The 25,143-nt window shown below is 38.6% G+C and carries 18 protein-coding genes; 17 read left to right on the forward strand and 1 reads right to left on the reverse strand.

Annotation, left to right across the window (positions count from 1 at the left end; all coding sequences use genetic code 11):
* Window positions 1-46 precede the first annotated feature (46 nt).
* From FTT70_RS08545 to galE, 15 genes are all read left to right on the forward strand, one after another.
* Entirely contained in the window at window positions 47-1,288 is a 1,242-nt protein-coding gene (locus FTT70_RS08545) for an O-antigen ligase (protein WP_180168511.1), read from the forward strand.
* The gene (locus tag FTT70_RS08550; protein WP_180168512.1) at window positions 1,275-2,435 is read left to right on the forward strand and encodes a polysaccharide biosynthesis C-terminal domain-containing protein; all 1,161 of its coding nucleotides are present in this window, start codon (window positions 1,275-1,277) and stop codon (window positions 2,433-2,435) included. The genes FTT70_RS08545 and FTT70_RS08550 overlap by 14 nt, the downstream gene beginning before the upstream one ends.
* A 3-nt stretch (window positions 2,436-2,438) precedes the next feature.
* Window positions 2,439-3,575 carry a glycosyltransferase family 4 protein gene (locus FTT70_RS08555; protein WP_180168513.1) on the forward strand — a complete coding sequence of 379 codons (1,137 nt, stop codon included), beginning with the start codon at window positions 2,439-2,441 and terminating at the stop codon, window positions 3,573-3,575.
* A complete protein-coding gene (locus FTT70_RS13705) occupies window positions 3,562-4,038 on the forward strand; it encodes a DapH/DapD/GlmU-related protein (protein ID WP_180168514.1) in 477 nt (158 codons plus the stop codon). Before FTT70_RS08555 ends, FTT70_RS13705 begins: the two co-directional genes overlap by 14 nt.
* Window positions 4,039-4,048: 10 nt before the next feature.
* Window positions 4,049-6,184, forward strand: coding sequence for a bi-domain-containing oxidoreductase (locus FTT70_RS08565; protein WP_180168515.1), 2,136 nt, complete (start codon window positions 4,049-4,051; stop codon window positions 6,182-6,184).
* Between the two features lie 4 nt (window positions 6,185-6,188).
* On the forward strand, window positions 6,189-7,835 hold the full coding sequence (locus FTT70_RS08570) for a heparinase II/III family protein (protein ID WP_180168516.1): 1,647 nt from the start codon (window positions 6,189-6,191) through the stop codon (window positions 7,833-7,835).
* Window positions 7,832-9,004 (forward strand): glycosyltransferase, encoded by a 1,173-nt coding sequence (locus tag FTT70_RS08575; RefSeq protein WP_180168517.1) that lies wholly within the window; start codon window positions 7,832-7,834, stop codon window positions 9,002-9,004. Before FTT70_RS08570 ends, FTT70_RS08575 begins: the two co-directional genes overlap by 4 nt.
* A gap of 16 nt (window positions 9,005-9,020) precedes the next feature.
* On the forward strand, window positions 9,021-9,974 hold the full coding sequence (locus FTT70_RS08580; protein ID WP_180160971.1) for an NAD-dependent epimerase/dehydratase family protein: 954 nt from the start codon (window positions 9,021-9,023) through the stop codon (window positions 9,972-9,974).
* Between the two features lie 14 nt (window positions 9,975-9,988).
* Window positions 9,989-10,999 carry a glycosyltransferase family 4 protein gene (locus tag FTT70_RS08585; RefSeq protein ID WP_180168518.1) on the forward strand — a complete coding sequence of 337 codons (1,011 nt, stop codon included), beginning with the start codon at window positions 9,989-9,991 and terminating at the stop codon, window positions 10,997-10,999.
* Window positions 10,992-11,516 (forward strand): acetyltransferase, encoded by a 525-nt coding sequence (locus FTT70_RS08590; RefSeq protein ID WP_180168519.1) that lies wholly within the window; start codon window positions 10,992-10,994, stop codon window positions 11,514-11,516. The genes FTT70_RS08585 and FTT70_RS08590 overlap by 8 nt, the downstream gene beginning before the upstream one ends.
* 45 nt (window positions 11,517-11,561) lie before the next feature.
* Complete coding sequence (locus FTT70_RS08595; RefSeq protein ID WP_180160974.1) at window positions 11,562-13,436, forward strand: nucleoside-diphosphate sugar epimerase/dehydratase; 1,875 nt, start codon at window positions 11,562-11,564, stop codon at window positions 13,434-13,436.
* Window positions 13,437-13,524: 88 nt separating this feature from the next.
* Entirely contained in the window at window positions 13,525-14,406 is an 882-nt protein-coding gene (gene galU, locus FTT70_RS08600) for a UTP--glucose-1-phosphate uridylyltransferase GalU (protein WP_180168520.1), read from the forward strand.
* A gap of 303 nt (window positions 14,407-14,709) precedes the next feature.
* Window positions 14,710-15,978: a nucleotide sugar dehydrogenase gene (locus FTT70_RS08605; protein WP_180168521.1), complete on the forward strand. Its 1,269-nt coding sequence runs from the start codon at window positions 14,710-14,712 to the stop codon at window positions 15,976-15,978.
* 14 nt (window positions 15,979-15,992) lie between these two features.
* The gene (gene pgi / locus FTT70_RS08610; protein ID WP_180168534.1) at window positions 15,993-17,699 is read left to right on the forward strand and encodes a glucose-6-phosphate isomerase; all 1,707 of its coding nucleotides are present in this window, start codon (window positions 15,993-15,995) and stop codon (window positions 17,697-17,699) included.
* Window positions 17,692-18,714: a UDP-glucose 4-epimerase GalE gene (galE, locus tag FTT70_RS08615; protein ID WP_180168522.1), complete on the forward strand. Its 1,023-nt coding sequence runs from the start codon at window positions 17,692-17,694 to the stop codon at window positions 18,712-18,714. Before pgi ends, galE begins: the two co-directional genes overlap by 8 nt.
* Window positions 18,715-18,804: 90 nt before the next feature.
* On the opposite strand, the gene FTT70_RS08620 is transcribed toward galE, so the two are convergent.
* Window positions 18,805-20,175 carry a phosphomannomutase CpsG gene (locus FTT70_RS08620; protein WP_180168523.1) on the reverse strand — a complete coding sequence of 457 codons (1,371 nt, stop codon included), beginning with the start codon at window positions 20,173-20,175 and terminating at the stop codon, window positions 18,805-18,807.
* A gap of 214 nt (window positions 20,176-20,389) precedes the next feature.
* Between FTT70_RS08620 and FTT70_RS08625 the strand changes: the two genes are divergently transcribed.
* Window positions 20,390-21,628: a hypothetical protein gene (locus FTT70_RS08625; protein WP_180168524.1), complete on the forward strand. Its 1,239-nt coding sequence runs from the start codon at window positions 20,390-20,392 to the stop codon at window positions 21,626-21,628.
* A gap of 166 nt (window positions 21,629-21,794) precedes the next feature.
* Window positions 21,795-25,142 carry a DEAD/DEAH box helicase gene (locus FTT70_RS08630; RefSeq protein ID WP_180168525.1) on the forward strand — a complete coding sequence of 1,116 codons (3,348 nt, stop codon included), beginning with the start codon at window positions 21,795-21,797 and terminating at the stop codon, window positions 25,140-25,142.
* Window position 25,143: the final 1 nt, after the last annotated feature.

The following is a 25,143-nucleotide window of genomic DNA, read 5'->3' on the forward strand; positions in this document are numbered from 1 at the left end:
CACCTAATATCTGAAAAATATTAGGTGTAACTAGTAAGTGATTTTTATGAATAAAGAATTACATTTAAATGTAGATAATTTAATATTATTTATTGTTAGTTTCTTTCTCTACACTGGATATTATTCAGGTTTAGAATTAATAATTTCATTAGGTTTTAAAGATTATAGTCGATTTTATTCTATTCCTATTCGTATTTTAATTTCTATAGCAATTTTATCTTATTTAATAAAAAAAATTAATAAAAGATATAATTATAGTTTATATGTATTATTGGTAATGATGAGCTTATTTTTTATTCATTATTCTATGATGATTTTTTTAAATATTCATGACCAACTTTACATGTTAGATAAAATTGAATATATTTTTTACTTAATAACATGGAGCATATTAATATTCTTTTATTTTTTAAATTTTGATTTAAATAAAATTAATTTAGCAATTAAATACTTTATATATGCAGGTTTATTAATGGGTTTGACAAGCTTTATTTTATATAGAGATTTCTTTCTTAGTGGAGGAGGGAGAATTAGTCAAATGATGTATGAAGACAATAATAATTTTATTAGTCCACTAGCTCTTTCATACGCCTCTGTCTTTAATTTTATAATATTTTTTTCATATATAAAAGACTATAAAGTAAAAAATAAAAAGCTTACTATTTTAGCTTGGTTAATGTTGCTTTTTTCAATACCAATGTTTATTTTAGGAGCATCACGAGGTGCATTTATAGCATGTATATTATGTTTTATTTATGTTTGGTTTTTTTTATCAATCAAAAATAAAATTACATCTATAATTATTGCGCCTATTTTTACTTATTTAGTATATTGGGTAACTATTTCAACAGGGAATAATGCATTTGAACGGTTTTTTAATATAAAAAGTGATATAGATAGTAACTCATCTTCAACATCACGATTAGATTTATGGAATCAAGCTTGGATATACTTTAAGGAAAGTCCTTTATTTGGTGGTTATTTAGAGGTAGGTGGGGTATATCCTCATAATATATTGTTTGAATTATTAATGAACACTGGTTTGATAGGCTTAGTGTTATTTGGTATTCCTTTTTTATTTTTAAGTCTATATTCATTAATTATAAGTAATATTAAAAATGGTTATTTAATTCCTTTAATTTTAATATTAGGCCTATGTATGCATCTTTTCAGTGGTGCAATATATTTTGCACCTATATTATTTGCAGCTTTAGGTTTAATTGGTTGTCAATTGAATTTAAGAGAAGAGAAAATTAATATTCATGAGAAGAAAAATGAAATTAAATAATCAATTTTTTTTAGTTGGTTTTTCTGAATTTTTTTCAAAAGCATTGGCTTGGTTGACTTTGGCAATAATACCAATTTTTTCTGCTCCAGAAATATACGGTAAAATTGTTTTATATTATTCGATAATAATATTCTTAATACCTTTGTTTTTATTTGGTCAGGATCGGTTAATTCTACGAAATGATGCTAATCTTGAAATAAATAGATCATTGGTTTTTAGTTTTTTTATATTACTATTTTTAAGTCCTTTTTTAATTTATTTTAATTATTTTTTATTAGCACTAGTTGGTTTTATATTGGCACTAAATAAAATTTACTTAACTTATTTAAGATCAGCTGAAAAAATTAAAAGTTATGCTTGTAATCGAATCATATACTCTTCTTTGAGATTTTTTGTAGTAATTATAGTCATTTATTTTTTTTATACTGATAGTAACTATATTTTTGCTGAATTTGCAGCAGGATTAATGGTAACTATTTATATGTTAATTATGGTGTTTAAAAATGGTATAAGTTTTGATGTAGAGTGGAAAGAGCGTTTTTTTCATGGCTTTCCATTAATGTTACATGGTTTATCTATTTTCGGGATAGCATTAATTGATAGATTTATTCTTCAATATTTTACGGATTTGAAAACGGTTGGTAATTATAGTTTTTTGTATATATTTGCATCTGGTTTGATTTTCTTGTATTCCATAATTGGTATTGTAATGGAAAAGAAAATATATAAATCAAATAATAATATGGAATTGTTTAAAAATATTAAATCAACGTTTATTTATATGTTTATCCTTGGTTTGTTTGGCTCGATTGTAAGTGTAATTTTATATGTCATTATAACGAATTTTAATATTGTAAATGGCTATGCTTACCTTCCTGGTGAGTTGTTGTTGTTGTTGTTAGCACACTTATTTCTGCCAATTTATTTGGTTTCTAATTATTTTTTAATTCAAAAAGGTAAGAATAATTTATTAATGTACTCTACTTTTTTGTCTTTATTGGTTAATTTTCTTACTAATATTATATTTATTCCCTTGTATGGTTTAATAGGGGCTGTATATGCTACGTTATTATCTAACTTAATTTTGTGTAGTATTATTTCTTTTATTTCTTATAATGTTTTTAAAGTTTCTGATGAGAGTCGTTAAATCATGATTCGTGTTGCTATTAGTTATAGAGTTTTACAATCTTGGCGAGTACCTGTGTTTCAGCGACTATCTGAAATAAAAGGTATTGATTTATGCGTATTTTATGCCGATGATTTCGAAGGAACTAAGGTTAAAAGCTATAGCGGTATTGTGAATTTTAAAACCGTAAAACTGCCAACAAAAAAAATCTCATTTAAGACGTCGAACGGACATGCTTATATACCTTATAATCCTAATTTATATAATAAGTTGGATGAGTTTTGCCCGCATGTAATTATTGTTGAAGGTGCTTCAAATATACTCAATAACCTAGTGTGTTTTTTTTATGCAAAAAGAAAAAAATGTAAAATAATACAATGGGGACTAGGGGAGCTTGAAGGTCGTAAGAAGTCAATCCATAGAAGATTGGCAGATGTGTTTTTTCATACGATTGAACGTCAATCGGATGCTGCAATTGCCTATAGTTCCTACGGTGCTCAATACTATAAAAATTTGGGATTAGCTGAGTCTTCTGTTTTTACAGCTGTCAATGTTATTGATACTGAAAAAAGAATTTTTGAGCTAAAAAGATATTGTAATGAGAATAATCTTAGATATCCATCTCCAGTTCCTATTCAAAATAAATTAGTTTTTATTGGTAGTTTATCTGAGAATAAAAATATCGATTTATTAATAAAATCCTTTAAAAAAGCTTTGGAACATTTACCTAATTTAACTCTAGATATTATTGGTGATGGACCTTTGAGACCCTCTCTCGAAAAATTGGTTGATGAGTTAAATCTAAATTCTGAAATTTCATTCAAAGGTAATCAGACCTTTTTATCTCCTTATTTATATGATGCAAGTTTGATGGTTTTACCAGGTTTGGGTGGCTTGGCAATTTCAGATTCTTTGATCCATGGAGTACCCGTGCTATGTGGAATTGGAGATGGATGTGAAAAAGATTTAGTAACAAATAATGGAGTTATTTTAAAAAATATTACCTTAGACTCTTTATGCACTGAAATAGTTAGTATATTTAGCTCGCCGGAAAGACTTGAAAGTTTGAGAAAAAATGCTCAAAATTTTGAAAGAAGTAATTTTAATATAAATAATTATGTAAATGTTATCCATCAGGCTATTACCTATGTTCTTGATTAATCTATATAGACGTTTTATTTTTAGTTTAAAAAGATTTTTTTATTTATTCTATCGGCCACAAGTACATTTTTCCTCTTATGCTTTGATAGGAAAAAATACTTTTTTAGGTAAAGGCCGCGAAATAAAAATAGGTCATAATTTTTTTTGTGGCCGTAATTGCCATATCTCTTCTAATGTGACAATAAAAGATGATGTTATGTTTGCATCTAATGTCAGTCTAGTTGGAGGAGATCATAAGTTTGACAATATACAAACTACTATGAATAAAAGTGGTAGAGATATTTTCTTAACTACTATTATTGAAAATAATGTATGGGTAGGACATGGGGCAATTATTATGCATGGAGTACATATCGAGTCAGGTGCTGTTATAGCAGCAGGAGCTGTTGTAACCAAGAATGTTCCTAAAAATGCAATTGTGGGCGGAAATCCGGCCAAAATTATTCGCTATAGAAAGATTTAATAGGTTAAAAATGAAACAAATCCTTCAAGACATGGCAAAAGGCGGTACAACCGTAACAGAAGCCCCAGTACCACAGTGCTCTAAAGGGCATTTACTTATTTCCACCACTACTTCGCTTATTTCAGCGGGCACAGAGCGAATGTTGGTCGGCTTTGGTAAGGCATCTATGTTAGACAAAGCACGCCAACAACCAGAAAAAGTAAAAATGGTACTTGAAAAAGTCCAAACAGATGGGCTGCTTACTACCTATGACGCAGTAAAGTCCAAACTGGCACAACCTTTACCACTTGGTTATTGTAATGTTGGTGTAGTTCATGAGGTTGGAGCGGGTGTAGACGATTTTAAAGTAGGTGATCGTGTCGTTTCAAATGGTCCGCATGCAGACATGGTCAAAGTGCCGAAAAATCTATGTGCAAAAATACCCGATAATGTTTCGGATGAAGCTGCATCCTTTACAGTTGTTGCCAGTATTGGCTTGCAAGGTATTCGTCTGGCACAACCAACCATAGGTGAAAGCTTTGTGGTTACGGGTGCGGGCCTAATTGGCTTGCTCACCATTCAAATGCTAAGAGCAAATGGCTGCCGTGTATTGGCTATTGACTTTGACCAAAGCAAACTCGAACTTGCCAAACAGTTTGGTGCAGAAGTCTGTAACCCTGCCAAAGGTGAAGACCCTGTTGCTGCAGGTTTAGCATTTAGCCGTGGTGCAGGAGTAGATGGTGTCATTATTACTGCATCAACCAAAGTGAGCGATCCTGTTACACAAGCCGCGCGTATGAGCCGTAAACGTGGCCGTATTATTTTAGTTGGTGTAACAGGTTTAGAGTTAAATCGTGCAGACTTCTATGAAAAAGAACTGAGCTTTCAGGTGTCATGTTCTTATGGACCAGGTCGTTACGATGCTGCTTATGAAGAAAAAGGACAGGATTACCCAGTAGGATTTGTTCGCTGGACAGAACAGCGTAACTTTGTTGCAGTGTTGGATATGATGGCGGCAGGCACATTAAATGTAGATGCCTTAATTACCCATCGTTTTGAATTTGAAGATGCGCCAAAAGCTTATGATGTTTTAACAGAAGATAAATCAGGTTTGGGTATTTTACTTAAATACAATTCGGCCGTAGAAACACGAACAGAAAAGAAAGTCATTTTAAAACCAATTCAGATTGATGCACAAAATGCTGTCGTTGGTTTTATTGGTGCAGGCAACTATGCTTCTCGTATTTTAATTCCTGCATTTAAAAAAGCGGCGTCACAACTGCATACCATTGTAACTTCTGGTGGTATCAATGGGGTGATTCATGGTGAAAAGGCAGGATTTGCAGAAGCATCGACAGATATAGATGCCTTATTAAGCAATCAAGATGTAAATACTGTAGCAATTGCAACACGACATAATAGCCATGCCTATTTTGTAGAAAAAGCGCTGTTAGCGGGTAAAAATGTTTTTGTAGAAAAGCCATTGGCGTTGACGGTAGAAGAAATAGAAAAAGTTGAACAGGCTTATAATCAAAATATAGAAAATAAACAATATGCCCGTGTCATGGTGGGCTTTAACCGTCGTTTTGCACCTCAAGTACAAAAAATGAAAGCCTTACTCGACACAGTGAAAGAACCTAAAAGCTTTATTATGACCATGAATGCAGGCGCAATTCCTGCAGACCACTGGACACAGGATAATGCGGTAGGCGGTGGGCGTATTATTGGTGAGGCATGTCACTTCATAGATTTAATGCGCTTTTTAGCAGGTTCAAAAATTGTGTCTGTTCAAGCTAGACGTATGGGTGAAACTGATGCTGTACAAGTCCTTGAAGATAAAGCAAGCATTACTTTAGGTTTTGAAGATGGTTCATTTGGAACAATTTTCTACTTGGCGAACGGAGCATCAAGTTTTCCTAAAGAGCGAATAGAAGTCTTTGCTGCAGGTCGTGTATTACAACTTGACAACTTCCGTAAACTTAAAGGTTTTGGTTGGTCTGGCTTTAACAAAATGAATTTGTGGCGTCAGGACAAAGGACAAGATGCTTGTGCGGCTGCTTTTGTTGAGAGTATTCGTCAAGGCAAAGAGTCACCTATTCCAGCAGATGAAATTTTTGAAGTTGCACGTATGACCATTCAAGCTGCTGAAGTTTTGAGAGCACAGTAGTATTATGGATCTTAAAAAACTTATTCATACTATTAAGTATTTAAAATTTGTACAGTTGTATTATCGACTGTACTATATCTTATTAAAGCCTAAAGTGCAGAAAAAAGAGTTTTCTCTAAACCTAAGAGAAGTTAAGAAAAAATGGGATAATGTTATAGAGAAATCAATTTCTATGATTGGTGAAAAAGAGTTTTATTTTCTAAATAAAAAAGGAAAAGTAAATTCTAGTTTAGATTGGAATGCAAAAGAACAAGATAAGTTATGGCTTTATAATTTACATTATTTCGATGATCTCAATGCAAAAGAAGCATTAGAACGTCAAGTTTGGCATTATAGCTTGATTAATCAATGGATAGAACAGAACCCATATGCATTAGGTAATGCTTGGGAGCCTTATCCAACATCTTTAAGAATTGTAAATTGGATTAAATGGGCATTAGCTGGAAATAACCTAAATGCAGCTCAATTACAGTCGTTAGCTTTGCAAGCTGAACATTTATCTAAAAGTATTGAATGGCATATTTTAGCTAATCATCTTTTTGCTAATGCTAAGGCATTAATTTTTTCTGGATTATTTTTTAACTCTCAAGAGTCTAAGATATGGCTGCAGAAAGGTCTGAAAATATATCAAAAAGAAATACAGGAGCAAATATTAGCAGATGGTGGTAATTTTGAATTAACTCCAATGTATCATTCAATTTTTCTAGAAGACTTATTAGATATATATCAATTAATAAGCCTTTACTCTATGGATGAAAAGTTAGATAAAATTTATCTATCATCTGTCATAAAAAAGATGTTGGTCTGGTTAAGCCATATGTGTCATCCTGATGGTGATATTTCATTTTTTAATGATTCTACTTTAGGTGTTGCTCCAACCTTTAAAAGCTTAAAACGCTATGCAACTGCTTTGAATATTATAGATGATTATGAAGTAGCAAAAAAAACTGATGCTTATTTGGAAGAAAGCGGCTATATATCAATTTATGGTGATGACTATAAAATGATTGTAGATGTTGCAAAAGTTGGTCCCGATTATCAACCAGGCCATGCGCATGCAGATACATTGAGTTTTGAGTTGAGTATTGGAAAAGAACGTTTATTCGTAAACTCTGGTATTTCTCAGTATGGTTTAGGTGAGGAGCGAAACCGTCAGCGTAGTACTTCTGCACATAATACTGTAGTTATAAATAATATTGATTCTAGTGAGGTCTGGGCGGGGTTTAGAGTGGCGCGTAGAGCATATCCAAAATTAGAAACCCTGGAATTTAATGATAATGGTATAATTAATGGTTTTAAAGCTTCACATAATGGTTATTATAATTTAGGACTTAATATTTCCCACCAACGAAGTTGGATGTTTAATAAGCAAAATTTGATTATATCTGATTTGATTCTAGGAGAGTATGAAAATGCAGAGGCAAAATTTCATTTACATCCAAATGTTAAAATTACATCTTTAAATGATAATAAGTTAAATTTTGAATTAGATGAATACAAAGGTGAAATAAGTTTCAGTACGGACTCGGAGTTAAATATTGTAAAAGGTACGTGGCATCCTGAGTTTGGAAAAAAAATAGAAAATCAATGTGTAAGTGTGAATATTTTAAAAGGGATATTAGAAACAACTATTTCGTGGAGTCGTAAATGAATTTACTGATCATAAGTTTTTTCTATAAACCTGACTTGTCTGCAGGTTCATTTAGGACTACAGCATTGGTAGAGAGTATCGAACAGAAATATCCCTCAGCTACAATCGATATTATCTCAACTTTACCTAACCGTTATAACGACTTTTCTGAAGATTGTAAAAGAATTGAGTATAATGGAGATGTGACAATTTACAGAGCAGATGTTAGTACAAAATTTTCTGGAATATTAGGTCAAATTATTAGCTTTATGCTATTTTTTTTATTCGCATTTAAATTAGTTGTTGGAAAAAAATATGATCTAGTTTATGCAACATCTTCACGGTTAATGACTGCTTTTTTAGGTGCTTTAGTTGCGACAATAAAAAGAGCTCCTTTATATTTAGATATACGGGATATTTTTATTGATACAGTAGAAGATGTTTTTCCAAAAAAAATGACAGTTTTAGTTTTGCCGATACTTTCAGTAATTGAAAAATTTACTATTACTAAGGCGAATAAGGTAAATCTGGTTTCAAGAGGATTCTTACCATATTTTGAAAGTAAATTTAAAAATATACCGTATAGCTTTTATACAAATGGAATTGACTCAATATTTTTAAATAAAATAGAAAAACAATCACCTAATATAGATAAGGATAAACCTTTATCTGTTGTATATGCTGGAAATTTTGGTGATGGGCAAGGTCTACATAAAATTATACCACTCTTAGCAAAACAGCTTGAAAATAAAGTGGTTTTTCAATTGATTGGCAATGGTGGGAGAAAAAAAGAACTAGAAGAGCAATTAGAGAAATTAAATGTAAATAATGTAGAAATTATTGCACCTGTAAATAGAGTTGAATTGTTAAAATTTTATGAAAATGCTGATGTTCTATTTTTACATTTAAATGACTATGATGCTTTTAAGAAAGTAATTCCATCAAAAATTTTTGAATATGCTTGTTATAATAAGCCAATTTGGGGTGGGTTGTCTGGATATGTTGTCGACTTTTTAAATGATAGTATGCATGGGGCATATATCTTTGAACCTTGTAATGCGGATGAAGCCATAAAAGCATTTAATAATATAGATTATGACATTAAGCCTCGTGAAAAGTTTATTCATTTATATACACGGAGTAATATTATGAATAATTTAGCTGACGATGTTATGGCGTTAATTAAATAACTTCAGGAATAAATTTATGCCTTTTGTTTCACATACTTTAATCACAGGCAGTAACGGTTTCTTAGGTCAATATTTATCGCAATTTTTGGCTGAAAAAGGCGTTTCAGTTTTAGCGCATACACGTAAAGCCCAAACATTTGATAATCCAAATATTAGCAATATTAATTTTGACCTAAATGACAATTTAGACAATATTGATTTAAGCGAGGTTGAGGTTATTATTCACTGTGCAGGTCGTGCGCATGTAATGCATGAAACTGCAGCATCACCACTTGAAGCATACCGCCAAACCAATGTACAAGGCACATTAAACCTTGCACAAAAAGCAGTACAAAGTGGCGTTAAACGCTTTATTTACTTAAGCAGTATTAAAGTGAATGGTGAACAAACTACTACGCAAGCCTTTCACCCCAATGATGATGTCCACACAGATGACCCGTATGGCCTATCTAAATATGAAGCAGAACAAGCCTTACTTGAGCTATCTCAACGTACAGGTTTAGAAGTTGTTATTATTCGTCCAGTCCTCATTTATGGGCCTAATGTAAAAGCCAACTTTAAAAGTATGGTGAACTTGGCAACTAAAAAATTGCCTTTACCTATTGGTTGCTTAAACAATAAACGCAGTATGGTGAGTGTCTATAACTTGGCTGACCTGATTCATACTTGTATGACTCATCCAAATGCCAACCGTGAAGTATTTTTAGCCAGTGATCAGGATGACATTTCAGTCAAACAACTATTTGAAAAATTAGCAAAATACCAAAATAACCAATTATTAATGTTACCTATACCGAAAAGCTTGATCAGTTTTCTTGCAAGCTTGGTGGGGAAAAAAGCAGTGGCTTCACGTTTATGTTCAGAACTGGTGGTAGATACCACTAAAAATACACAACTTTTAGGTTGGACAGCACCGTATAATGTCGATACAAGCCTAGAAAAAATGTTTAACACAGCGCATCAAAACTGAGCCTAGTCACAAATATGTCCATGCTATCCCTTTTTATTTTCTTTTTACTTGCGTTTGCGATGACCTATTTTATGCGCGCCTACGCCTTAAAGAAAAATATCATAGATAATCCTAATGAACGTAGCTCCCACAGTGTACCCACGCCCCGCGGTGGTGGGGTTGCGGTGGTGTGTAGCTACTTATTGGCACTGACGGTGTTGATCTATAGCCAACAATTGACTCTACATATTGGTTTAACCCTGATAGCAGCGGGTTTTGTTATCGCTTTACTGGGCTTTTTAGATGACCATGGGCATATTAACTCCATGCTGCGTTTAGCCGTACATTTTTTGGTGGCCATTGGCGTGGTGATCAGCTTGGGTGGCTTTAGCGAAGTTACAGCTTTTAATGGTCTGCAACTCGGCTTTATAGCCAATATCATTGCGGTACTATTTTTGGTGTGGTTGTTGAATCTGTACAACTTTATGGATGGCATCAACGGCATTGCCAGTGTCGAAGCAATCACCACTGTAGCCAGTATGGCAATTTTGTATTATGTACTCAATATCACATTAAACTCAGACATATTGTGGTTATTGGCAGCCTGTGTATTTGGCTTTTTACTGTGGAACTTTCCCAAGGCTAAAATTTTCATGGGCGATGCCTGTAGCGGATTTCTCGGCCTCACTTTGGGTATTTTGGCGCTCATCGCCCTCAAAGAAAACTTGGCACTGTTTTGTGCGTGGATCATTTGCTTAGGTGTGTTTGTGGTCGATGCGACTTATACCTTAATAAAACGCGTATTGAGCGGCTATAAAATGTATGATGCACATCGAAGCCATAGCTATCAAATTTTATCACGTAAATGCGGGAGTCATACCCCCGTGACGTTGGCAGTTGCCGCAATTAATCTATTGTGGTTATTTCCTATCGCTTATATGACGGTTACACAAGCATGGGCGTACCCTGAACTGGCAGTACTGATTGCCTATATACCATTGTTAATTGTGGCTATAAAATTCAAGGCAGGTCATCCAGATGCTTAAACCCAGCTTGTTAATTTTAGGTGCAGGTGGATACGGTTTGGCTGTTGCAGAAGCTGCAGAACTTAGCGGACAATGGCAAGAGATTATGTTTGCCGATGACCGTTGGCCTGAAACACAGCATGTAGATAGCTATAATATTGTGACAAATATTGCCAGTTTAAATCAGCTGGAGATTACGCATCTTCAAGCGATTGTGGCTGTAGGCAATAATGCCTTACGTCAACAATGGCAACAGACCTTGCGAGCCTTGGGTATAGAATTGACATCGGTTATTCATCCACACAGCATGATTAGTCCAACCACTCAAATCGGTTTAGGGGTCAGTGTGATGGCAGGGTGTGTAATTAGTCGTAAAACTGTGATCAACGATGGTGTAATTTTAAATATTGGTACATTATTAGATCATGATGTGGTCATTGAGCAATTTGCCCATTTAAGCGTGGGGGTAAAAGTCGCAGGTGGTCAAACTATCGCCGCACATTCATTTTTAGAGGTTGGAACCTGTATTCTGCATTAAAGTAATACGGTGTTTTAAAATTCAAATATTAATAATTGTATATTTATGAAATCCATTATCGAACCTGCTGTAGAATCCCCCCGCTTAGTCAAACTTGCATTTTTAATGGTGCTGGACTTTTGTGTATTTCCTGTCTTGCTATGGCTATGTTATGCCATCCGCCAGTTTGATTTAGGCGCAGAAGTGGTGCCCAACTTAGCTTTTGGTTCGGTATGGGCAAGTGTGATTGCCGTTGTATCGCTGTTTATTTTTGGGGTATATCGCTTTATTGTGCGCACCTACAGCGAACTGTTTATGGTTAAACTGGGGTTAGGTACCTCTTTGACTGTGGCAGGGTTGTATGCGTTGGCTTACTTTACCGATGCCTTTATCCCCACCTCTATTCCGCTCATGTTCGGATTTCTCATGTTCGCATGGGTTTGGTTTAGCCGCGGTTTTATTCGCTTTATCGTGCGTTCTTATTTACAAGCCGATGTACAAAAAAAACGTGTGGCGATTTATGGTGCAGGCAATGCAGGACAGCAAATTGCAGGAGCATTATACAATTCCGATGAACACTTACCCGTATTATTTATAGATGATGATCCCTCACTCACTGGGCAGCAGTTGGGCCGTTTAAAAGTCTATGATGCAGAAACAGCATTAAAAGTCATGCCGAAAAAGCATATTGATGAAATTTTGATTGCACTGCCTTCTGTCGGGCGGATGCGTAAAAGCGAGATCGTCAAATTCTTAGAGCCAGCACATATTAAAATTACCGAAATTCCAGGATTAACCAAACTGGTCGATGGTGAAATTCGCGTATCGGATATTCAGGAAGTCGATATTATTGACTTGCTCGGGCGTGACCCTGTGCCGCCAGTACCCGAACTGTTGGCTAAAAATATTCAAGACAAAATGGTCTTGGTTACAGGGGCGGGGGGGTCCATTGGTTCTGAATTGTGTCGTCAAATTGTCAAAAACAAACCCAAAGCCTTGGTAATTTATGAACTGACCGAATTTGCGTTGTACAGCATTGACAAAGAATTACGCTTAAATAGCGATGTCACGATTATCCCGATTTTAGGTTCAGTGCTCGATCAGGCCAAACTAGAGCGAGTGATGGAACAGTATAGGGTTCAAACCGTGTACCATGCGGCTGCTTACAAACACGTGCCCTTGGTGGAATGTAACCCATTGGCAGGTTTGAAAAACAACGCCATTGGTACGGCATTTAGCTTAAATGCAGCGGTCAAAACAGGGGTAGAAACATTTGTACTCATTTCTACCGATAAAGCCGTGCGTCCAACCAATGTCATGGGGGCGTCTAAACGTATGGCAGAATTGTATTGTCAGGCGATGGCAGACGCGCAAGATCAGACCCAAATTAGCATTGTCCGCTTTGGGAATGTCTTGGGTTCATCGGGTTCGGTGGTGCCGTTGTTTAAACAGCAAATTGCCAAAGGTGGGCCCATTACCGTGACTCATCCTGAAGTCACCCGTTACTTTATGACCATTCCAGAGGCCTCGCAATTGGTGATTCAGGCGGGTGCTTTGGGTCAGGGTGGTGATGTATTCCTGCTGGATATGGGTGAACCTGTACGCATTCAGGATTTAGCCCGTCAAATGATTGCACTGAGTGGTTTAAAAGTACGAGAAACAGGCAGTCAGGAAGGGGATATTGAAATTCAATATTCAGGCTTACGCCCAGGCGAAAAACTTTACGAAGAATTGTTGATTGATGCCGATAATACCGAAGTGACCCAGCACAGTCGTATTTTACGTTCTTATGAAAAAATGTATCCGTTGGATGAATTACTGATGGTGTTTGAGCGTATGCATGACTTAACCGCAATTCAAAGTGATATCGACTGGGCTTTAGCACAGCTTGAACACTATGTGGATGGTTATGCCCGTGGTACAGAAATTAAGGTGAACTAAATTTCAAAAACTAAGTTGAAGTAAGTCAGTTCAACTTGCTGATGAGTAAAATTTAACTAAAAAATTTGTGTGAAATTAGGTATCTGAGATGATTAAAAAAGCCATTTTACCCGTTGCTGGTTTAGGCACCCGCTTTTTACCTGCCAGTAAAGCCATTCCCAAAGAAATGGTCACGGTGGTCGATCGTCCTGCGATTGAATATGTAGTACGGGAGGCAGTTGCAGCAGGGATTGAGCAAATTATTTTGGTGACCCATTCCTCTAAAGCCTCCATTGAAAACTACTTTGACCGTAACTTTGAGCTAGAAACCACATTAGCACAAAAACAAAAACTGGATTTGCTCAAAGAAATTACCGAAATTTTACCTGCACATGTCAGTGTCGTGAGTGTACGTCAGCCACAACCTTTAGGCTTAGGGCATGCGGTTTTATGTGCTAAATCTGTAGTGGGCAATGATGCCTTTGCCGTATTGTTACCCGATGTATTGGTTAAAGATGATGCTGCACAAAATGACTTGGCACGCATGATTCAGCGTTTTGAGCAATCTCAGGCTGCACAGATTATGGTCGAAGCAGTGCCAGATCATCTGGTCGATCAATACGGTATTGTCGATGTAGCTGCAGCACCTGCTGAAGGTGAAAGTACCGTGATGCAGGGCATTGTCGAAAAACCCGCAGTAGGCACGGCACCTTCTAATTTATCGGTGGTGGGGCGTTATGTCTTGCCTGCAGAAATTATGACTTTGCTCGAAAACACCCCTAAAGGGGCGGGTAATGAAATTCAATTGACCGATGCGATTGCCATGTTGCAGCAAAATAGTGTGGTGGAAGCTTACCGTATGCAAGGTCAGACTTTTGACTGTGGCAGTAAGTTGGGTTACTTAAAGGCGGTGTTGCATTATGGGCTTGATCATCCAAAACTAGGCGCTGATTTTAAAGCCTTGATTCAAGAATTAAAGATTGAATCTTAAGGATGGGTTGAGGGAGGAAAGATTAGAAAATCTCTCCTAGCCTCCCTTCTTACGCAAGAATTTAAAGCAGTGCTTAAACTCTGGCTCAGGGAGGAACATCCCATTACAAAGCCCTTGCTTGTGCGAACCTCCCCCTTTTCAAAGGGGGATTGAGGGGGATTGAGGGGGATTAAAAAACCTGAAAAGTTATTCATATATGATGTAGGAAAGGATGAAATGTAAAAATCCCTCCTAACCTCCCTTTAAAAAAGGGAGGAACCCACGTGAAATAAACAGCATCAACCAATACACAGGAACCACATTTTGAAAGTCGCAGTCTTCGGAAAAACCCTCTATGCAGGCGTGATGTCTGCACTCTTGGCAGAATGTGGGCATCAAGTCTATTGGTGTGATATCTTTCAGGATGCTGCCCATCCACTCGAACAGCAACATCTCAGCTTTCAAGACCAAGCCTTGAGCCTGTTATTACAACAACAATGCAGTAAGGGCTTTTTACACTATTGTGATTTTGCTGCATTGCCTTTAGATGTGGATGTGTATCTACTCAGTTTGAACCCGACTGAAGAAGCTCACGCCTTAACTGTTTTGCGGCAGTTGCAACAACGTCCGATCATTCACCCTAAATTGATGATCAATGCCTCGACTTTGGGTTTAAATGGCACACAGCGCCTGAAAAAAATCTTGCCACAAGATGACTGGATGTATTTGCCTGACATGATTCAAGAGGGTAATGCCATTCAAAGTATGACTCGGGCACAGCAACTCACGGTGGGTTGTGAAAATGAACGTGCACAAGTCAAACTCAAAGAATTACTCCGCCCTTTATTTCCCCGTGCACAGCAATACCTGTTTATGCCCGTGTTGGATGCAGAATTTACCAAACTGAGTATTTCCGGCATGTTGGCGACTCGTATCAGTTATATCAATGACTTGGCAGTGGTGGCAGAAAAACTAGGGATTGATATTGAGCATGTGCGGCAGGGTATGGCGGCAGATAGCCGTATTGGTGCATCATATATGTATCCTGGTGCGGGGTTTGGCGGTGAAAACTTTAGCCACGATATTTTGACCCTTGCCAGTACCGTCTCCACCACAGGGGTGAAAAGTCAGCTGTTAGCGCAGGTTTGGGACATTAACGAACAACAAAAAGAACTCTTGTTTAGAAAGCTATGGAATTATTATCAGGGCGATTTAAACGGCAAAACTGTGGCCATTTGGGGCGCAGCCTTTAAAGAAAATACCGCACGGGTGCAACATTCCCCCATTCATGTGATGTTGCCTGCGTTGTGGGCGCAGGGTGTGACGGTCAAATTGCATGACCCACAAGCCTTGCCTGAAATTGTGGCACAGTATGGTCAGCGCGATGATCTAATTTTATGTACAGACCAATATCAAGCCGTCGAAGGTGCATCGGCATTATGTGTGCTGACCGCGTGGAAACAATATTGGAGTTTGGATTATCCAACTTTGTTGCAGCAGATGCAGCATCCACTGATTTTGGATGGTCGCAATATTTATGATCCTGAATTTGTGAAGGCACAAGGTTTTGCTTATATGGGAGTGGGGCGCTAATGATTCGTAGCACAATGCCACAGATGCAAAGCTCGATTTCTCCAAATGACAATGCCTTGCCGCAGTTACAACAATTGCAGCAGCAGTTTCAGCAGCTGCATTTAAATCAGCTGTTTGCTCAAGATCCGCAGCGTTTTCAGCGTTTCTCGGTGGCTTTGGACAGTGTGCTGTTTGACTATAGCAAGCATCGGATTGATGCCAAGGTGTTGCAGACCCTGGTTCAGTTTGCACAGCAGAGTCAGCTTGCTGAGTGGATTCAACGTTTATTTTCAACGGCAACAGGCTCAGAGAAAATCAACTATACCGAACAGCGCGATGCGATGCATTGGGCCTTGCGTTTGCCTGCGACTAGCACAGCAGCAAGCGCTTCCGATCAGACCGATGCTTACGCTGCATTGACTGAGCAAGTGCATACCCAGCTTGAGCGTATGTATGCCTTGGTGGAAAAAATCCATGCAGGCCAATACCGTGGTGCCACGGGTGAAGTGATTCAGGATGTGGTCAATATTGGTGTGGGTGGCTCAGATTTAGGCCCGTTGATGGTGACCCAAGCCTTATCTGATTTTAAAGTCGCAACTGAAAAACCACTGAATGTACATTTTGTATCGACCATGGATGGCAGCCAGCTATCCGAATTGCTGCATCGTCTGCGTCCTGAAACCACTTTATTTATTATTTCGTCCAAGTCTTTTGGCACCATTGATACCTTATCCAATGCGCAAACGGTGAAACAATGGCTGGAAAAGGCTTTGGGTACACATGCGCAAATTCTGAAACATCACTTTATTGGGGTATCCACCAAAGCTGATAAAATGACCGCTTGGGGCATTTGTCCTGAAAATCAGCTCTTGCTGTGGGATTGGGTGGGTGGTCGCTATTCGCTATGGTCGTGTATTGGCTTACCGATTGCCCTGACCATTGGCGTTGCGGGTTTTCAACGGTTTTTAGCAGGTGCACATGCGGTTGATCAGCATTTTCAAACTGCTGCATTTGATCAGAACATCCCGGTGCTGATGGGTTTGCTGGGGGTGTGGAATAATAACTTCCTGAATATTCAGACTCATGCGGTCTTGCCTTATGATGGACGCTTAAAATACTTCGCTTCGTATTTACAGCAACTGGAAATGGAATCCAATGGCAAGTCGATTCAGCGTAATGGCGAGGCGGTTAGTCTGGATACTTGCCCGATTGTTTGGGGTGAAGTCGGGCCGAATGCACAGCATGCGTTCTATCAATTGTTGCATCAAGGGACGCATGCGGTCAGTTGTGATTTTATTGCCCCTGTGCAGCGTTATAATGCCAATCAATTTACTTATGCGGAAAATGCCGAGGCTTTGGTGGAGCAGCATCATTTGGCCCTGTCCAACTGCTTGGCGCAGTCGCGGCTTTTGGCCTTTGGCAATCAGGCTTTAGATCAGCAGGAATTAGATGGCTTAGCGGCGTATAAGCAGTATAGTGGTAATCAGCCAAGTAGCAGTATTTTATTGCAAGAACTCAATCCGTATAGCTTGGGCATGTTGATTGCTTTGTATGAACACAAAGTCTTTGTACAATCGGTGCTGTGGAATATCAATCCCTTTGACCAATGGGGCGTAGAAAAAGGCAAGGAAATTGCCAATCAGCTCTTGCCGATTTTAAATGGGCAGCAACAGGATTTATCGGCACTCGATGCATCGACTCAAGGTTTATTAAAAATTTTATTAGGAAAAATAGATGGCTAATGTTTTAGTCACAGGCGGTGCTGGCTATATTGGTTCACATACCTGTGTCGAGTTGCTGAATGCAGGGCACAGCGTGGTGGTGCTAGATAACTTGTCCAATAGCTCGGCAGAGTCATTGGCGCGGGTGCAGCAACTGACGGGCAAAACCTTGCAGTTTATTCAGGGTGATATTCGTGATGCTGCTGCTTTGGATGCTGTATTTGCTGCACATCAAATTCATGCAGTGATTCATTTTGCAGGACTTAAAGCAGTGGGAGAAAGCCAACAAGTTCCACTGAGTTATTTTGATAACAATATTGCGGGTTCAATTAGCTTGATCCAGGCGATGCAGCGCGCGCATGTGTTTAAACTGGTGTTTAGTTCATCGGCTACAGTATATGATGAAGCCAATATTTCGCCGTTGAATGAAGAGATGCCAACGGGTATGCCAAGCAATAACTATGGCTATACCAAGCTGATTGTGGAACAGCTTTTACAAAAAGCAGCCCTTGCCGATGCACGTTGGTCGATTGCGCTATTGCGTTATTTTAATCCTGTGGGGGCACATAAAAGTGGCTGCATTGGCGAAGACCCACAAGGTATTCCAAATAATTTAATGCCTTATGTCACCCAAGTGGCGGTGGGACGTCGTGAAAAACTGTCAATTTTTGGGCAGGATTATGCCACGCCAGATGGTACAGGCGTGCGAGATTATATTCATGTGGTCGATTTGGCCAATGCGCATTTATGTGCCTTGAATAACCGTTTGACTGCACAGGGTTGCCGTGCTTGGAATATTGGTACAGGCAATGGGATTTCGGTGCTGCAAGTGAAGAATACTTTTGAACAGGTCAATGGTGTGCAGATTCCATTTGAGTTTGCACCACGTCGTGAAGGCGATGTGGCCACGTCTTTTGCAGATAACAGTCGTGCCGTGCAAGAACTGGGCTGGACACCACAATATGCTTTAGAGGATATGTTGGCCGATAGCTGGAACTGGCAAAAGCAGAATCCGAATGGTTATCGTCAAGATTAATCATCCTATAGACTCAGCCACAAAGTTTAGGGCATAAACAATGGGAGTCAGTTTTGACTCCCATTGTTTATATTATTTTGATTTTTCAGATTAGGCTTGAATGAGTTGCGTCAACTCATCCACATAGTCCTGCATCGGGCGTGGATTGTGGTCACGACGGCTTTCAATATTTAAGCGCAATAAAGGCTCGGTATTTGACGCACGCACATTAAAACGCCATGCCCCAAAGTCAAGACTCACGCCATCGGTTTGGTCAATTGCTGGGTTTTGGCTAGCATAATGCTCAAAGATTTTTTGGATGGTGGCTTGAGTATCGGCCACTTTAAAGTTAATTTCCCCCGAACATGGGAATTTGGCAATCATTTCTTCGACTAGATTTGATAGCGATTGTCCTGTTTCAGATAACACAGAAAGCACCAATAACCAGGGAATCATGCCGCTGTCACAATAGGCGAAATCACGGAAATAGTGGTGTGCACTCATTTCACCGCCGTACACGGCATTGTGTTCACGCATTACATCTTTAATAAAGGCATGCCCAGATTTAGATTGAATCGCTTCACCCTGATATTGCGCGACTACATCAAAGGTATTCCAGACCAAGCGCGGGTCATGCACGATTTTTTCGCCTGCTTGTTTGAGTAAAAACGCCTGCGCCAATAAGCCAACAATATAATAACCTTCAATAAACTGGCCTTTTTCATCGAACAAGAAACAGCGGTCAAAGTCACCATCCCACGCAATGCCCATGTCGGCTTGATGCTCTAATACGGCATTGCGGGTGCTATCACGGTTTTCCACTAAAATTGGATTGGGGATACCATTGGGGAAAGTACCATCGGCATCATTGTGAATTTTGACCAATTCAACAGGAATATTCAGGGCTTTGAATTTTTGCTCAATTGCATCGACTACATGTCCTGCAGCGCCATTGCCTGCATTCATGACCAGTTTCATTGGGCAAATTTTGCTAGGCTCGATATAAGTCATTAAATGGTCAATAAATTCAGGCAAAATATTGTAGCTTTGAGTGCTACCTTTGTGCTCAACTGGGGTAAATTCGCCCGATTCTGCCAAAGCCTGAATGTCTTTTAGGCCGGTATCGGCACTAATCGGACGTGCATTTTCACGTACCAGTTTCATGCCGTTGTAGTCCATGGGGTTATGGCTGGCAGTTACTTCAATGCCACCTTGCACGTCTAAATGAAAGGCTGCGAAATAGACTTCTTCTGTGCCTGTCATTCCCAAGTCGAGCACATTGACCCCTGCATCATTTAAACCACGAATGGTGGCCTGCTTTAAGCCTTCGCTGCTAAGGCGAATATCGCAGCCAATCGCAACGGTTTTGGGTTGGTAAATTTGTCCGTAAGCACGACCAATTTTATAGGCAATCTCTTCATTGAGTTCTGTGCCCAATTTTCCGCGAATGTCATAGGCTTTAAAACAGGTTAATGTGCTCATGTATTGTCCTAAATATTTGGAAAAATCGTATTGCTGCCTATGATAATCGAACTGTGTGTAATGTGCTGTATAGAATGGAAGATCAATTGCTTGAAGATGTTTCAGGTCAAAGACTATGGATGAGAAAAGATGTGGTGATGGGCAAGGGTGTTTTTTCTTGAGTAAGAAGTTGGTTAAAATACGGCTCAGACTTATGTGTTCGATATGATTGAAGATGAAATTACAGAAAAGTACTTTAGAGCCAGAGCAGAAACTTTCTGCGCCACAGAAAAAATTTCAGAAATTATGCCAAAAAATTGAGCAGGAACAGCTACGTTTGAATGAATGGCAGACCGCACAAGCCGATATTCAGGCACGTGCCAGCCGTGAAATTTTACCGACTTATGCGCAATTGCGTGAAGTTATATTTCAGCAAATTCAACAATTGCTTCAGCAAAAACAACAAAAAGTGACGGCAGCCCAGCAAACTAAGCTGGATCAAAAAATTGAGCAACTCAGTTTACAACTTTTGGATTCGCAGCAGATGTCTACCGAACAAGTTCAGTTTTTAACAGAATTGCTGAACAGTTATGGGCATCATATTGAATTGCTAGACACAGATGATGTGGATTTAAGATCTGAAGCTAAAACAGCAACAGAGTCAGAAGACGAAAATGTTGAACAATGTGAACAAAATAGTTTTGAACATGATGAGTCTGAACAAGAGCGCTTGGCACAGCTCAAGCTAGAAAGTTTGAAGCATTTTCTTTGTGAAGAATATGACCTAGATCTAGATTTTTTTGATTTTCAGCATGATCCATTAGATTTAGATGACTTTATAAAAAAATTTGAACAAAAAATGCAAGAACAAGAGGAGCTGGATTTTTTAAGTCAGTTGAGTAGTGCGCAAAAAGCTTTTGCCGAACAGCAAATTGCCCGTGAAAAAGCCAAAGCAGCAAAAAAACAGCAACAGCGTGAAGAAGCCAAGAAACTAGCAAATCAGTCCATTAAAGCGATTTACTTAAAAATTACAGCGTGGATTCACCCAGATCGTGAGCAAGATGAGCAGAAAAAACAAGAAAAAACCGTATTGATGCAGCAAGCCAATCAGGCTTATGAAGCCAATGATTTATTGACATTGTTAAATTTGCAAATTCAGTTGGGTCAGCAGCATAATTTGTCTTTTGCCAATCAACAATTAAAAGCGTATAACCTGCTTTTAGAAGAACAGTTAGAAACTTTGCAAATGCAAGTAGATGACATTATTTACTCTTTTAATTGGAGTCAGTTTTTATATTCTAACCGTAAAATTAAAGTGCAGGATTTGTATCGAAAATATGAGCAAGACTATCGACATGTTCAACAAAAATTAGCTCGAGCGCAAGAGATACTGGAAAAATATCAAGACCTTAAACAATTAAAGCAATTGATGCGCAGTCAATATGTGTGGGAAATGCATGCTGTGATGATGTAGACATATTGAGGTTTGGCTTTGAATGTTTATGCAAAAAGTAGTCTTTATTTACAATATTCCTTTTGAGTGAATCCAAGTTATGCTCAGGTTGGGCCGTTCGGCTACTATTCTGAAATGATACCTTTGTCCGTTATAATTGTATAAACATTTTTAGTGTCTGGTAATTATGTCCTCATTGATCAATTTTCTATCTCGCTTTAGTACAGCAACTCTTCAGCGCAGTCTTAGCTATGCTAAACGCATTGATAGGGAAACGATTGAGTTCTTTGAGGAAAAAGACGGGGTTACGATGTATGCCCAAATTGAAGGGACAGATTATTACGATACTGCAATTACCTATAATCCCCAAAAAGACCGTTTAATCGATGACGACTGCACTTGTCCGGTTGGATATAACTGTAAACATGCTGCTGCTTTAGCGCGGTTATTCTTTCAGGAATATCGCCAGGAATTTCAGCAGCGTTATGCTGACTCTCAATCCCCGCAGGGAATCGCAAAACGCCTACGGGGGGATGATCAGGCACAGCGCTGGTTGAATGATTTTAAACGGTATTTACAACAGACTGAACCAGAGCAATCTGTCAAAACAAACAATTATTTAATTTACCTGTTAGATCAGTCTGTCAGCTTAAAGAAATTGACAGTTGATGTTCAGAAGGCCAGACGCAATAAAAACGGCTCAATTGCGGGGGAAAGTTATTATACCCAATATGAAAATATCACCAGAAAGCATCTGACTTTACCTGAACAAAAACGACAATTATTTAACCAGATTTATTATTATGCCAAAATAAACAGTGACGAACGTTTTTATCAAAGCAATCTTGATATCTCCGGAATTTTATTGGAGCATTTCAAATCTTTTATTCAAAGTGGCGATGTGTACTGGCAAAAAAAGAGCCATACTGCACTTCAATGGTCAGAACAAGGCTATCACATCGAACTGATCTGGCAACAAGGTGTAAACAAACAGACAGAGCATTTAAATATTGAATTGGTCAATGGTGATATTCGACTCGATTTAAAATCAAATCCACATATCCAAATTCTCGCTAGCCAGCCACCGTGTTATGTGGATATTCAACAGAACACGGTGGGCCAGTTATATGGTGAATATACGGCAAATCTTCTGTACCATTTTTTACAGATGCCTGATCTTCCATCTATGCTCTTGCCAGAGTTTGAGAAACTGACTCATCAATATTCAGACGTGAAAAATCTGCCTCAGCCCGAGTCTATTCAGCATATTGATGTCCTTGAGGGTAGTCCCCAGCCAATTTTACGCTTCGGTGTTTTAGATAAATTTGATTGGAAATGGGAAGAGTCTGTTTGTGCTGAAATTGAATTCTCCTATGCAGGCGGGCGAATTAAAGCAGGTACATCAGGTGACAGTTTCATTGGTGAGCAGCATGACAAAATGGTGCGACAGCTTCGGGACTTAGTTCAGGAACAACAGTCAATCCAGCGTTTACAGCTATTGGTCGAATCACTGAAGTGGGTGAAAGATCTTAGTTATGACCAGCAATTAAAACTGGATAAACAACGTCTCGATTCTATGGTTTTTGCTTTCTATGGAGACTGGATCAAACAGCTGATGCCCATCAATCAAATTGAGTTGATGGGCTGTCAGATAGAGCATCTGGAAAACAGCCCCTTTAACCTGCAATATGTTGAAAATTTAAATATTTCTATCACTGAATCTGAAGGCCAGCAGGACTGGTTCAATATCGGGGCGACGGTTCAAGACAGTGCAGGCAATTCTTATAATTTACTTGATGCGCTCGTAGCTTTGGTGCGAGTAAATCCTGATTTACTTGATCCGCGGACTTTTATTCATCTGCATGACAGTCAAATTTTCACCGTGAAAACTGCAGTTGATCAACCTGATTTGGCGCTATCCGCTAGGGATATTAAGCCGGTATTATTGCATCTGCAGAGCATTTTACAGCAAGAAGAGCGCAGTATTGATCGCTATGATGCGAGTCAATTATTAGAATTGCAGCATAATCTTGGGATGACATGGCAGGTCAGTGATCGCCTGCAGAAATTTGTACATAAATTCAAACAAGGCTATCAGCAACAACTGCCAACACCACAAGGTTTTCAGGGGGAGTTGCGTCTATACCAGCAGCAGGGCTTAGGCTGGTTACAGTTTTTAAGGGAAACCCAGCATGGCGGGATTCTGGCAGATGATATGGGCTTGGGGAAAACAGCACAAACTTTAGCCCATTTACTCATGGAAAAGCAGGCTGGATATTTGCAGGATAGTCCCGCCTTAATTGTTGCACCCACATCGCTGATGCATAACTGGTTCAAAGAAGCGGAGAAATTTACCCCAGAGCTCAAGGTATTGCTGCTACAGGGGCCCGATCGCCATCAGTATTTTGAGCAGATTCCGCACTATGATATTGTGTTAACCACCTATCCGCTTCTGGCGAGAGATGAAGAGCAACTAAAGCAATATGAATATCATCAACTCATTTTGGATGAGGCGCAGAATATCAAAAATCCGCGCGCCAAAGCTGCACAGGTAGTACGGCAATTAACAGCGCGACATCGTCTATGTCTAACCGGTACACCTATGGAAAATCATTTGGGTGAGTTGTGGGCACTATTTTATTTCCTGATGCCAGGATTTTTATATTCACAAGAAATTTTTAATAAAAAGTACCGTCATCCGATTGAAAAGCGCGGTGATGAGCAGTTAAGACAAAAGTTGGTCAACCGGATTAAGCCCTTCATTTTACGTCGCTTGAAAACTGACGTAGCCAAAGAGTTGCCAGAAAAAACCACGATTGAAGTCAATATTGATATGAATGACCAGCAATCCAAGTTATATGAGGCTGTTCGTGCCACGATGCAGGCAAGCATTCAGAAAATTGTGGCAGAAAAAGGCTTTAAACGTAGTCAAATTCAAATTTTAGATGCCTTACTGAAGCTACGTCAGGTGTGCTGCCATCCTAGCTTACTAAAGCTGGATTCAGTGAAAATTGGGCAGGCGCATTCTGCCAAACTTGAACAGTTGATGGATATGGTCGTTCCAATGGTGGAAGAGGGGCGAAAAATTCTTATCTTCTCTCAGTTTACCTCAATGTTGGAACTGATTGAACAACAGTTCCATCACGCAGAAATTGGCTATGTGAAGCTGACTGGAAAGACCAAAAAGCGAGATGAAGTCATTACAGCGTTTCAGTCTGGACAAGTGCCGGTATTTTTAATCAGTCTGAAAGCAGGAGGGGTCGGTTTGAATCTAACTGCCGCAGATACGGTCATTCACTATGATCCATGGTGGAACCCTGCTGCTGAAGATCAAGCTTCAGATCGTGCATGGCGGATTGGACAGGACAAGCCAGTATTTGTCTATAAGCTGATTACTAATAAAAGCATAGAAGAAAAAATTCTTGCCTTACAGCAAAATAAAGCAGAACTGGCACACTCTATTCTAAGTACAGATCATGAAGGCGAAGCGAAACTGACGGAAAATGACGTGATGAACTTGTTTGAGAAATTTTAGT

Source organism: Acinetobacter sp. YH01003, from assembly GCF_013420525.1.
GTDB lineage: Bacteria > Pseudomonadota > Gammaproteobacteria > Pseudomonadales > Moraxellaceae > Acinetobacter > Acinetobacter towneri.

Excerpts from the sequence above, each read along its gene's own strand:
- FTT70_RS08545 (WP_180168511.1), top strand. The coding sequence starts at position 47 with ATGAATAAAGAATTACATTTAAATGTAGATAATTTAATATTATTTATT.
- FTT70_RS08550 (WP_180168512.1), top strand. The coding sequence starts at position 1,275 with ATGAAATTAAATAATCAATTTTTTTTAGTTGGTTTTTCTGAATTTTTT.
- FTT70_RS08555 (WP_180168513.1), top strand. The coding sequence starts at position 2,439 with ATGATTCGTGTTGCTATTAGTTATAGAGTTTTACAATCTTGGCGAGTA.
- FTT70_RS13705 (WP_180168514.1), top strand. The coding sequence starts at position 3,562 with ATGTTCTTGATTAATCTATATAGACGTTTTATTTTTAGTTTAAAAAGA.
- FTT70_RS08565 (WP_180168515.1), top strand. The coding sequence starts at position 4,049 with ATGAAACAAATCCTTCAAGACATGGCAAAAGGCGGTACAACCGTAACA.
- FTT70_RS08570 (WP_180168516.1), top strand. The coding sequence starts at position 6,189 with ATGGATCTTAAAAAACTTATTCATACTATTAAGTATTTAAAATTTGTA.
- FTT70_RS08575 (WP_180168517.1), top strand. The coding sequence starts at position 7,832 with ATGAATTTACTGATCATAAGTTTTTTCTATAAACCTGACTTGTCTGCA.
- FTT70_RS08580 (WP_180160971.1), top strand. The coding sequence starts at position 9,021 with ATGCCTTTTGTTTCACATACTTTAATCACAGGCAGTAACGGTTTCTTA.
- FTT70_RS08585 (WP_180168518.1), top strand. The coding sequence starts at position 9,989 with ATGTCCATGCTATCCCTTTTTATTTTCTTTTTACTTGCGTTTGCGATG.
- FTT70_RS08590 (WP_180168519.1), top strand. The coding sequence starts at position 10,992 with ATGCTTAAACCCAGCTTGTTAATTTTAGGTGCAGGTGGATACGGTTTG.
- FTT70_RS08595 (WP_180160974.1), top strand. The coding sequence starts at position 11,562 with ATGAAATCCATTATCGAACCTGCTGTAGAATCCCCCCGCTTAGTCAAA.
- galU (WP_180168520.1), top strand. The coding sequence starts at position 13,525 with ATGATTAAAAAAGCCATTTTACCCGTTGCTGGTTTAGGCACCCGCTTT.
- pgi (WP_180168534.1), top strand. The coding sequence starts at position 15,993 with ATGCCACAGATGCAAAGCTCGATTTCTCCAAATGACAATGCCTTGCCG.
- galE (WP_180168522.1), top strand. The coding sequence starts at position 17,692 with ATGGCTAATGTTTTAGTCACAGGCGGTGCTGGCTATATTGGTTCACAT.
- FTT70_RS08620 (WP_180168523.1), bottom strand. The coding sequence starts at position 20,175 with ATGAGCACATTAACCTGTTTTAAAGCCTATGACATTCGCGGAAAATTG.
- FTT70_RS08625 (WP_180168524.1), top strand. The coding sequence starts at position 20,390 with ATGAAATTACAGAAAAGTACTTTAGAGCCAGAGCAGAAACTTTCTGCG.
- FTT70_RS08630 (WP_180168525.1), top strand. The coding sequence starts at position 21,795 with ATGTCCTCATTGATCAATTTTCTATCTCGCTTTAGTACAGCAACTCTT.